This window comes from Peptoniphilus sp., assembly GCF_034090345.1.
Classification (GTDB): domain Bacteria; phylum Bacillota; class Clostridia; order Tissierellales; family Peptoniphilaceae; genus Peptoniphilus.
Map to the genome: position 1 here is coordinate 1 of NZ_JAXDSS010000123.1, position 10,892 is coordinate 10,892.

Genomic DNA, 10,892 nt, shown 5'->3' on the forward strand with positions numbered 1-10,892 from the left:
TTTGCATTAATCACAAATATAGCGTAAAATTGATTAAAGGAAAGAATTTGGCAGTCGAGTTCAGCTCGATTGCCTTTTTCAGTTTAAGAATCAGAAAGGAAAAATTATTGAAATTTAATGAACTATCTCTTTCAGCAGAGATTTTAAAAGCTGTTGAGGAAATGGGATTTGAAGAAGCAAGTCCTATTCAAGCACAAAGTATACCACCACTTTTAAAAGGTAAAGACCTTATAGGGCAAGCTCAAACGGGTACAGGGAAGACTGCCTCTTTTGGAATACCGATGATAGAAATTGTAGAGCCTGAAAATTACGTGCAAGGTTTAGTCTTGTGCCCTACAAGAGAACTTACAATTCAAGTTGCAAATGAAATAACAAAATTAGCTAAATATAAAAGAGGAATTCACGTTGTTCCAATTTATGGGGGAACAAATTTTGACAGACAAAGAGTTGCATTAAAAAATGAGGCTCAAATAGTTGTTGGAACTCCGGGACGTATAATGGACCATTTGAGAAGAAGGACACTAAAGCTTGGCGATTTAAAGATTGCAGTTTTAGATGAAGCGGATGAAATGTTTGATATGGGCTTTAGAGATGATATGAAGACCATATTCGACCAAACAAATAGAGAAAAACAAACTTGTTTCTTCTCGGCGACAATGGGTAAGGAAATAACAGAGTTTTCCAAAATATATCAAAATGACCCTGAGGTTATAAAAGTAAAACACAAAGAGCTTACAGTTGAAAATATAACACAGTATTATCTTGAAATGTCAGAAGTTATGAAAACTGAAATTTTAAGTCGTATAGTTGATATCTATAATCCCAAACTTTCTATAGTGTTCTGTAATACAAAGAGAAAAGTTGATAAATTGGTTGAAGAACTTTCATCACGTGGTTATAGAGCAGATGGGCTTCATGGGGATTTGAAACAAAATCAAAGAGACCAAGTTATGAAGAAATTCAGACAATCCAACATAGAAATATTAGTAGCGACAGATGTTGCTGCAAGGGGTATTGACGTTGGAAATGTTGATGTAGTAATAAATTTCGATATACCACAAGATGAAGAATACTATGTACACAGAATAGGACGTACTGCAAGAGCTGGAAGAAAAGGGAAGGCATTTTCTTTTGTCGTTGGAAGAGACATCTATAAATTACAAGATATAATGCGTTACACGAAAGCACAAATGGAATATATGGAACTGCCAACAATTTCAGATATGGATGCAAGGCAATTTGATAGATTGATAGAAATTGTTGAAGAAAAAATGGAAAGAAAACCGGATATTTCTAAGTATCTTCCTATAATTGACGGACTATTAGCTAGAGAATACGGAGCAGTTGAAATTGCAGCTTTACTTCTTAAGATGGTAGACGAGCAAGAAAATCAAAGAAATCACCAAAGACTTGATCAAGTTGACTATGGTAAAAAATATAAGTGGTCAGGGAAAGGTGGTTCTAAAAAAGGAAAGGGCTCTAGTAATTATAGTAGAAATAATAAAAACAGAAATAAAAACAACAAAAAATCTAACAACTACAAAGATTTCAAAAAGGGAAAAAACAAAAGATATTCAAATTAATTTAAAAACTGTGTGAGAAATTGCACAGTTTTTTGTTGCAAAATAAAAAAAATGGTTTGTTATATTAGTAAAAATAAATTTAGAGGTGAGATATGAAAATAAGAAGAGTTAATTTAGATGATACAAAACACTTACTTGAAATATATAGTCCTTACGTTGTAGAAACGGCGATAAGTTTTGAATATGAACCACCAACCGAATCTGAATTTAGAGACAGAGTAAAGAGCATATCCAGCAAATATCCTTACATAGTTGCGGAAGTTGATGGAGAAATAGTTGGATATGCATACGCAAATGTATTTAAAGGTAGAGCGGCTTATGATAAGTCGGTTGAAACTTCAATTTATTTAAAGAATGATAAAAGAAATAGTGGCATAGGTCGAAAGCTTTATGACGAATTAGAAAAACGATTAAAAGACAGAGGAATAGTCAATATGTGTGCTTGTATAACTAAAGCAGAGGAATCAGACCCGCATGGGGATATGGCAAGCATAAAATTTCACAAGCGTTTAGGGTTTGAAGTAGTAGGAGAATTTAAGCATATAGGATATAAATTTGGCAAATGGTACGGAATTGTCTGGGTGCAAAAGAAAATCGGAGATTTGGCAATATAAATAAAGACAATTAAATATTTTAAAGGGAATTATGAAACTTTGTATTTTAAATTTTATGACAGCTAAAAGTAACAGATTATATAGTATTGTAGCTTAAAGTTTATGAATGGGTATATTTAATATAATAGAGGAATGGAGGAAAGTAATGATTAAAAAAATACTTTTTATAATTGTTATATTTTTAGTGGGTATAGTAGCTTTTTTTATAAATTATTTTAGACCAACTCCAAATTTTATGAGAAATAATACCGTTGATGGTGTAAAGGTGAATGTAAGACTTAGCAATGACAAGAGAATACCAATATTAAAGACATTTACACAAGAGGAATTTTCAAAGAAGGGTGAAGCTGATTTGAAAAAATTAAATGATTTTCTAAACGGCAGAATTGAAGGCGATATTCCAACCGTTCACTTGGAAGAAGATAAAAATATCTATATTTTATTTAATAAGGATGGAAAAGTCATAGAACCGGACGAGACTCCTAAGATAACTATTGTATCTAAACCGTCCTATTTAGACATTCAAGATGGCGAAAGAGTAATCAAAGGGGAGCTCACAAAACTTGACACTGGATACGTATATGAAATGAATAGATATAGAACTCAATTTGAAAAATATTTTATGGAGTTAAATTTTGTAACCGTTAACTTTGTTATAAATGGAGAAGAGTTTGTAACAGTTTTTTATGTAACTACTAACAATGCCATTGAAGGAACAGACTTTTTTGAAAATGAGAAATTAGCAGAACCAATACCTGCAGAAATTTAAAGGAGAAGAATATGTGGTTTTTTAAATCCGTTCCCTCTGTAACTTGGGGCGAAGTAAAAGATGATGGAGCAATAATAGACGTTAGAGAACCTTATGAGTTTAAGGCATTCCATGCACCAAAAGCTAAGAATATTCCACTTGGGAATATACCGAGCTTTGATCCAAAGGGTAAAGTTTATGTTGTGTGTGCAAGTGGTTCAAGGAGTAAGAGAGCAGTTGTTTATTTAAGAAAAAAGGGAATAGATGCCATAAATGTAAAAGGCGGAATGGCAGCATACAGAAGGTAAAGTGTGTCGGGAGATGCACTTTTTATTTTTGCTAAATAATGGTTTGCTGTGTATAATTAAAAAAATAATTTATATTAGAGAGGGAAAAATGAAAAAGGGCTTAGTATATGTGGCAGATGATGAAAAAGACATAAGAGAATTGATAAAGAGCTTTTTGGAAGAAGCTGGACACACAGTGAAGATTTTTGAAAATGGAGATTTATTGTTTGAGGAATTTAAAAACCAAGAACCGGACTTGATAATACTTGATGTTATGATGCCGGGTACTGACGGCTTTGCATTGACAAATAAAATAAGAGAGATATCAGAGCTTCCAATTTTATTATTAACTGCAAAAGATACGGACATGGATTATATAGCTGGGTTTACAGCGGGGTGCGATGACTATTTTACTAAGCCATTTTCTCTTATAAAACTCATGATGAGGGTAAATGCTATTTTGAAACGTGAAAATAAGACAAAGAAAGAATTTGAAGAGCTTGTTTTTGGGGATATAACTTTATCTTTACCATTAAAAAAATGCAAGATAAGTGGAGTAGAAATAAATTTAACCAAGACAGAATATAATCTTTTAAATTATTTGATGGAGAGAAAAGATTTGGCAGTTTCAAGGGAAGAACTATTAAATGAAATTTGGGGATATAGTGCTTCGGTTGAGACAAGAGTCACAGATGATACAATCAAAAGGCTTAGAAAAAAATTAAAAGATAGTGGAAGTAAAGTACGAATTGAAACTATTTGGGGATATGGGTTTAGATTAAAATTAGAGGATTAGGATATGAATAAGAGAAAAAAACTTTCAAATAGTCTTTTGATAATTCCTCCAATAAGTATTTTATTAGTTTTTATTTTTATAACTATAATATTTCACATAGTTATAAAGGGTTATATAACAGAGATAGCAGCGGATTCCATAAATGAAGAATTTGTTTTAAGGTATGTAAATGAGACTGAAATGGAAGAGTACCCATTTGAAAGTTACAATAGAATATTTTTCCCTGTACACACGATTATAGTACAACCTCAAAAAGATCCAAATAAGTATATAGGAGATTGGTATACAGATAGGGAGAAGATAGAGTCGGATGCAATCTTAAGAGAACTATCGAAAAAAGATGAATTAGAATACGGACAAACTTCTGTAACAGTTGGGGATCAATCCTATATAGTTGAGAAGAGAATGTATAGCGGGGAGTTTGATGGATATTTTATATTTGGAGATGGTAAGGCGCAAGAGCCGTATGAAATAATAGTGTATATAAACACGACGTATGTGCAGAATATAGTAAAATTGATGGATAAATTCATAGTTGTGTTATTTACAATTTTTGCAGGGCTAAGTGTTTTGTTAATTTCTCTACATTTAAGGCGAATAAATATTTCTTTTAGAAACTTGAATCAATATTTGTTAAAAGTTGGGCAGAGAGAAAAGGACATAGAAAAAGCAGACGTATTGTATGAAGAATTTGAAAGTGTTGTAGATACGATAGATAATATGTCAAATTTGATAGATAAATCAGAATATCTACAAAAAAGCTTTTTTCAAAATGCATCGCATGAGTTAAGAACTCCTCTTATGTCAATACAAGGCTATACAGAAGGTATAATGCATGGAGTGATAGATAAAGAAAAAGGACTGGATATAATTTACAAACAGAGTAGGAAGATGTCGAGATTAGTTGATGATATTTTGTATCTATCAAAATTTGAAACAAAAGAATTAGATGAAAGAACAGTGGACATAACGAACATAATTTATGAATCTTCAAATAACATTTCTCTAGGAATAAAAAAAGATATAGATTTTGAAATAGATTTAGAAGATAATTTAGAAATCATAGGAGATGAAGAACTTATAGAAAAAGTATTCGATAATATAATTTCAAATGCTTATAGATATGCTAAGAAAAATATAAAGATAAGAGGTTATAAATCTAAGACTGCTATAAAAATAGATGTGATTGATGATGGAGAAGGTATAGAGGCAGATGAAATAGAACACATTTTTGAAAGATTTTATAAGGGAAAGGAAGGAAATTTTGGGATAGGACTTTCTGTTGTAAAAGATATAATGAAAAAATATGGCAATGTAGAGGCCAGTTCAAAGGATGGAGAAACTAAATTTACATTAGAATTTAAAATATAAAATTTATTTTGCCACAAATTTGCCACAAATAAACATATAATTCATTCAAAATTGAGGGGATTTCTCCGCAATTTATTTTGTAGAATAATGACAGATAGAAAAACAACTATCCAACAATAAATTAAAAAGAAAATTAAGGAGTGAATTATAATGAAAAAATTAGGTACATTATTACTAACAGGGGTAGCATTAGGAAGTACAATATTAACGGGAATGATGCCTGTAAATGCTGCATCACAAAAGCAAGAGAGTAAACCAAGCGCAGAATATTCTTGTTGTACTGAAATTGGACAAGAGGAAAATATTGTAGATTATATAAAGAAATCTAAAAATATATCAGAAGAGGAAAAGCAACAACTCATTAAAACAGAAGAAGAACTTGCACCAACTTGGAAGAAAATTGATGAATTAGAAGAGAATATGAATAAAATTTATGAAAAAATCATGAATCCAATCTACGAAAAATACGATAAGATATATAACTCAAATGAAAAATTATGGGATAAATTTTATGAGGGATTAGATGATGAAAATATGTCAGAAGATATAATAGCTGAAATTGAAAAAGCTAAGAACTTAACAGATAAGGAAAAAGCAATTCTAAAGGAAGAACAAGAAAAGTTGAATGCTCTAGATTTAGAGTTGGATAAGCTAAATGAAAAAGCTGAAGCAGAAACAAAAGATATATCAAATGAACTTGATAAATTGTATGAAGTGGTTGAAAAAGCCAATGAAAAGAATCAATCTATATTAGATAAGTTATTTTCTGAAATAACACCGGTAGACGAAGAATTTAACAGATAAAAAGAAAAGGACAGCTGGAAACAGTTGTCTTTTTTATTGAAATAATATTTGATATCAGTGGGTAAAAGTATAGTATTAAAGGGAGGAATAATTTATGAAAAATATATATTTAGCAGGCGGATGTTTTTGGGGGCTTGAAGATTATTTCAGCAGAATAGAAGGTGTTATAAATGTGGTATCAGGTTATGCAAATGGCAGTGTTGAAACTACAAACTACCAACTTATAAAGACAACGGGACATGCAGAGACAATACACATCACATATGATGAATCTAAGATATCCTTAAGAGAACTTTTACTTTACTATTTCAGAGTTATAGACCCAACTTCAGTGAATAAACAAGGTAATGATGTTGGAACACAATATAGAACCGGAATTTATTATACAGACAATTTAGAATTAGAAGTCATTAAAAAAGTGATTGATGAAAAACAAAAGAACTACTCTGAAAAAATAGTAGTGCAAGTTGAACCGCTAAGACACTTTATAATAGCAGAAGAATATCATCAAGACTATTTACAAAAAAATCCAACAGGGTATTGTCATATAAATGTCTTAAAAGCTTATGAACCCTTAGTTGATTCTGAAAAATATGTAAAGCCTAGTGAAGAAGAAATTAGAAATAAACTTTCAGAAGAACAATACCAAGTCACACAAAACAGCGCAACAGAAAGGCCGTTTGAAAATAAATATTGGAATTCTAAAGCAGAAGGAATCTACGTAGATGTAGTCACCGGAGAACCTCTTTTTGCCTCAAAAGATAAATTTGATTCAGGGTGCGGTTGGCCAAGTTTCACAAGACCGATTGCTCCTGAAACTGTAAAATATAATCAAGACAATAGTCATAATATGACTAGAATAGAAGTTAAAAGTAACGCAGGAGAATCTCATTTAGGTCATGTTTTTAAAGATGGTCCAGCAGAAAAGGGCGGGCTTAGATATTGCATAAATAGTGCATCAATTAAATTCATTCCAAAAGAAGATTTAGAAAAAGAAGGATATGGATTTTTAAAAGAGTATATTAAATAGTTATGAAAGAGATTGAAAAAATAAGGACAAAATCACTAGAAAAATTTGGAGTAAGTGAAAAAAGTTTTGAAAAATTAGATGATTCAGAGAAGAGAAAAATAGAAACAAAAATTTTTTTGATAGAAGAACTGGAGAAAATAAAGAATAAAAAACAATTAAGTGAACTTATGAGGTTTCATGCTGGAAACAAATATTTATACTTTTGTTATGATATAAATAAAAAAGACGAACTTGGTAAGATAGTTGCAAACAGTAAAAATAAAAACTTAGTAGAAGTATTTGAAACTTATAAAAAAGTGCTACTTGAAATTTTAGATCAGTCTATCACAGACGGGAGAAAAATAAATGCCTATTCACATATTTTTGGATATTTTAGAAATGATTTATCAGAAGATGAAAGAGCAGATTATTTTAGAATTATGAATGAATTTGAGAAAACAAAGGGTAGTGATCTTGCAATCAGAAATAAATTATTTGAGTTTTCGAAAAAATATAAAAAAGAATATATTTCCAACCAGTTTATATTAAAAAAATTTTGGTGGGAATAAAAAGACGTGTAGTTAGTTTAAATCAGAGCTAACTACACGTCTTTTATTTATAGAATTTATCTAAATAAAAAATGTGCGAAAGGAGCAGCTAAAAGTATAGACAGTGCAACTCTTTCAAACCAAATTATAAAATAATCTCTCATTTTTAAAGGTATTTCTGTACTCAACATTGAAGGGATTGAACCGCTGAAGAATAAAATTTCAGAAACACAAGTTACCCCGACTACAAATTTTGTAACCATAGTAGATTCAGCCATAGGCATTGCAGGTAAGAACATTTCGGCGATACTCATTGAAAGAGATTTTGCAGCGAGTGCAGCATCAGGAAGACGTGCAATATAAGTAAATGGATAGAAAATGTATCCCACAACATCAAATACAGGAGTGTATTTAGCTATTATAAGACCTATAGAACCTACAGCCATAAGAGATGGAGCCATTGCAAGAGCAAGTTTTATACCGTCGACAAAATTTTTCTTAGTGTTTTCAACTACGCCTGGAGCTGAAGAAGCAACTTCAACAGCAAGGTCTGTAGCAACCGAAAACTTATTTTGTTTAATATCTTTTTCAACGTCTCCTTCAATGCCATTGTAATATTCATCAGGTTTTTTAGAAAGTGGATAAATTCTTGAGGTGATTGCTGTTACCAAGAAAGTAACTATTACTGTAACTAAAAAATATTGAGTCCAATGAGTTTCCATAAAACCAAGAGTCTTAGCTACTATAATCATAAATGTGGCAGAAACTGTAGAAAAACCTGTCGCAATAATACAAGATTCTTTAGCGGTATATTTACCTTCTTTGTATACTCCGTTAGTTATTAAAAGAGCAAGAGAATATGAACCGACAAAAGACGCAACGGCATCTATTGCAGAACGGCCGGGAGTTTTAAATATAGGCATCATTACAGGGCGCATGAACACGCCAACAAATTCCATCAAGCCGTAAGAAATTATAAAAGCTAAAAACACAGAACCAATAGGAATTATAGTAGTTACTGGGACTACAACCTTATTAAATACAAATGGAATCATACTATCTTCTAATAGCCCTTGAGGCCCAACATTAAACACAGCCATTATTACAAATGGAATAGCAAGTAAATTTATAAATGTAAATGCAGTTTTGATTTTGCTATTTTTCCAAGTACCTTTTACAAATGGATATATAACTCCGAATATAACTATTATTAATCCATAAACTGCTTTGTAATAAGGTATGCTTTGAATTAACGTAACTATATGGTCAAGAGGAATTGAACTTTTACCATTAAACTTAATAGGGACAAAAAACATAAAAATTCCAAAAAGACTATACAGTATAAATTTTGATAGTGCGCTACTTCTACTGTTTTTCATAAAAAACCTCCTTTTTTATATTATAACACGGTTAAGACTTAACGGTATTTAATTAGTTGAGTAAACTATATTTAGAATTGAAAAATATTTTAATATAACTTGACTTTGTGTAGATATATAAGTAAAAGGGAGTATACAATGTGTTGTTATATGAGAAAATATAGTGTAAGATTTATTGACGGAGGTATATATGAATTCTCAAAAAATAGCTAACCAACCTGTACCTGAGTTGGTATTAAAAATATCAATACCTATAATGATATCAATGCTTATACAAGCCCTATATAATATTGTCGATTCAAAATTTGTATCCATGATAGATGAAAAAGCATTCACAGCGGTTTCAATTGCATTTCCGATACAAAATTTAATGATAAGCTTGGCAATAGGAGCAGCGGTTGGCTCGAATTCGCTTTTGTCTAGAAGCTTGGGTGAGAAGAATAAAGAACTCACAAGTAAAGTTGCACTTAATAGTTTATTTTTGTGTGTAGTGCACAGTATTATATTTTTGATTTTTGGACTCGCATTGTCTAGACAGTATTTTGAATCGCAGACTACCGACCTGACTATAATAAAATATGGGGTAGACTATATAACTGTAATTACAGGAGTTTCAATTTTTGTATTTATACAAATTATGACTGAAAGACTCTTGCAAGCTACAGGAAAAACTTTATTTACGATGCTATCCCAGGGAATAGGGGCAATTATAAATATAATATTAGACCCTATATTGATATTTGGACTTTTTTCTTTTCCGGCAATGGGAGTAAAGGGAGCGGCAATAGCAACTGTCACAGGTCAAGGAGTAGGCGCTACAATAGCAATACTATCTAACCATTTTTATAATAGAGAGGTAGAATTTAATTTTTCAAAACCGGATTTTGAAACTATCAAAAAAATATATGATGTGGGCTTACCAAGCTTTGCACTTATGTCCATAACATCTGTAGCGGTATACTTTTTGAATAAAATATTAAACCAATTTTCTGATTCAGCAGTTGCAATTTTAGGGGCGTATTTTAAATTACAAAGTTTTATATTTATGCCATTATTTGGTCTTACAAATGGGATGGTTTCGACTTTGGCATATAATTATGGAGCGGCAAATAAAGAAAGATGTATGGAAATAATAAGATTCTGCATGAAAGTGGGAATAATAATTTGTACGATAGGATTTTTAATATTCCAAATATTTCCGGCTCAATTAATATCTTTCTTCAATCCATCACAAGAAATGTATGAACAAGGGATACCGGCTCTTAGGATAGTCTCTACTTGCTTTATATTGGCAGCATACAACATAGTTGCTGGATCGACATTTCAAGCACTTGGAAATGGGATGATATCTTTCTGTTCTTCATTGGTAAGACAAATTGTGGCATTAGTTCCGGCGGCGTATTTCCTGTCACTTTTGGGAAGAATAGAATATGTTTGGAGTTCATATTTAATAGCGGAGATAATAAATTTTATATATTCTAGATATTTTATAAAAAATTATACGTATAAAAAAATTAATGAAAGAGCAATTACAATAAAAGGCTAAATATTGATTTTACAAACTTTTTATTGTATTATAGAGACAATTAAAAAGAAAATTAGGGAGGCATGAAATGGCTAAAGCTAAATTTGAAAGAAACAAACCACACGTAAACATAGGAACAATAGGACACGTAGACCACGGAAAAACAACACTAACAGCAGCAATAACACTAGTACTAAACAAAAGATTCGGAAGCGGAGAATTCGTAGA

The 10,892-nt window shown here is 31.1% G+C and carries 12 protein-coding genes; 11 read left to right on the top strand and 1 reads right to left on the bottom strand.

The features are described from left to right. The 9 genes from SOR77_RS09090 to SOR77_RS09130 all read left to right on the top strand — a co-directional run. Nucleotides 1–1,583: DEAD/DEAH box helicase (locus SOR77_RS09090; protein ID WP_320636787.1), on the top strand; the 1,583-nt coding region annotated here is incomplete at its 5' end. Between the two features lie 92 nt (nt 1,584–1,675). Next, nucleotides 1,676–2,197 carry an N-acetyltransferase family protein gene (locus SOR77_RS09095; protein ID WP_320636788.1) on the top strand — a complete coding sequence of 174 codons (522 nt, stop codon included), beginning with the start codon at nt 1,676–1,678 and terminating at the stop codon, nt 2,195–2,197. A gap of 145 nt (nt 2,198–2,342) precedes the next feature. Continuing rightward, a complete protein-coding gene (locus tag SOR77_RS09100) occupies nt 2,343–2,966 on the top strand; it encodes a hypothetical protein (protein ID WP_320636789.1) in 624 nt (207 codons plus the stop codon). 11 nt (nt 2,967–2,977) lie between these two features. Then, a complete protein-coding gene (locus SOR77_RS09105; RefSeq protein ID WP_320636790.1) occupies nt 2,978–3,253 on the top strand; it encodes a rhodanese-like domain-containing protein in 276 nt (91 codons plus the stop codon). Nucleotides 3,254–3,341: 88 nt separating this feature from the next. After that, entirely contained in the window at nt 3,342–4,028 is a 687-nt protein-coding gene (locus tag SOR77_RS09110; protein ID WP_320636791.1) for a response regulator transcription factor, read from the top strand. A 3-nt stretch (nt 4,029–4,031) separates the two neighbouring features. Further along, complete coding sequence (locus tag SOR77_RS09115) at nt 4,032–5,399, top strand: HAMP domain-containing sensor histidine kinase (RefSeq protein ID WP_320636792.1); 1,368 nt, start codon at nt 4,032–4,034, stop codon at nt 5,397–5,399. 150 nt (nt 5,400–5,549) lie between these two features. Next, entirely contained in the window at nt 5,550–6,203 is a 654-nt protein-coding gene (locus SOR77_RS09120; RefSeq protein ID WP_320636793.1) for a hypothetical protein, read from the top strand. A gap of 94 nt (nt 6,204–6,297) precedes the next feature. Then, nucleotides 6,298–7,233: a peptide-methionine (R)-S-oxide reductase MsrB gene (gene msrB, locus SOR77_RS09125; protein ID WP_320636794.1), complete on the top strand. Its 936-nt coding sequence runs from the start codon at nt 6,298–6,300 to the stop codon at nt 7,231–7,233. A gap of 2 nt (nt 7,234–7,235) precedes the next feature. Beyond that, entirely contained in the window at nt 7,236–7,781 is a 546-nt protein-coding gene (locus tag SOR77_RS09130) for a YbgA family protein (RefSeq protein ID WP_320636795.1), read from the top strand. A gap of 56 nt (nt 7,782–7,837) precedes the next feature. Here SOR77_RS09130 and SOR77_RS09135 read toward each other — a convergent pair whose 3' ends face one another. Next, nucleotides 7,838–9,139, bottom strand: coding sequence for a YjiH family protein (locus tag SOR77_RS09135; protein ID WP_320636796.1), 1,302 nt, complete (start codon nt 9,137–9,139; stop codon nt 7,838–7,840). Nucleotides 9,140–9,329: 190 nt separating this feature from the next. Between SOR77_RS09135 and SOR77_RS09140 the strand changes: the two genes are divergently transcribed. Beyond that, nucleotides 9,330–10,685: an MATE family efflux transporter gene (locus SOR77_RS09140; protein WP_320636797.1), complete on the top strand. Its 1,356-nt coding sequence runs from the start codon at nt 9,330–9,332 to the stop codon at nt 10,683–10,685. A gap of 67 nt (nt 10,686–10,752) precedes the next feature. After that, on the top strand, nt 10,753–10,892 hold a 140-nt coding region (locus SOR77_RS09145), incomplete at its 3' end, for a GTP-binding protein (protein WP_320636798.1).

Coding starts and splice junctions, on each gene's coding strand:
- SOR77_RS09095 (WP_320636788.1), top strand. CDS start 1,676: ATGAAAATAAGAAGAGTTAATTTAGATGATACAAAACACTTACTTGAA.
- SOR77_RS09100 (WP_320636789.1), top strand. CDS start 2,343: ATGATTAAAAAAATACTTTTTATAATTGTTATATTTTTAGTGGGTATA.
- SOR77_RS09105 (WP_320636790.1), top strand. CDS start 2,978: ATGTGGTTTTTTAAATCCGTTCCCTCTGTAACTTGGGGCGAAGTAAAA.
- SOR77_RS09110 (WP_320636791.1), top strand. CDS start 3,342: ATGAAAAAGGGCTTAGTATATGTGGCAGATGATGAAAAAGACATAAGA.
- SOR77_RS09115 (WP_320636792.1), top strand. CDS start 4,032: ATGAATAAGAGAAAAAAACTTTCAAATAGTCTTTTGATAATTCCTCCA.
- SOR77_RS09120 (WP_320636793.1), top strand. CDS start 5,550: ATGAAAAAATTAGGTACATTATTACTAACAGGGGTAGCATTAGGAAGT.
- msrB (WP_320636794.1), top strand. CDS start 6,298: ATGAAAAATATATATTTAGCAGGCGGATGTTTTTGGGGGCTTGAAGAT.
- SOR77_RS09130 (WP_320636795.1), top strand. CDS start 7,236: ATGAAAGAGATTGAAAAAATAAGGACAAAATCACTAGAAAAATTTGGA.
- SOR77_RS09135 (WP_320636796.1), bottom strand. CDS start 9,139: ATGAAAAACAGTAGAAGTAGCGCACTATCAAAATTTATACTGTATAGT.
- SOR77_RS09140 (WP_320636797.1), top strand. CDS start 9,330: ATGAATTCTCAAAAAATAGCTAACCAACCTGTACCTGAGTTGGTATTA.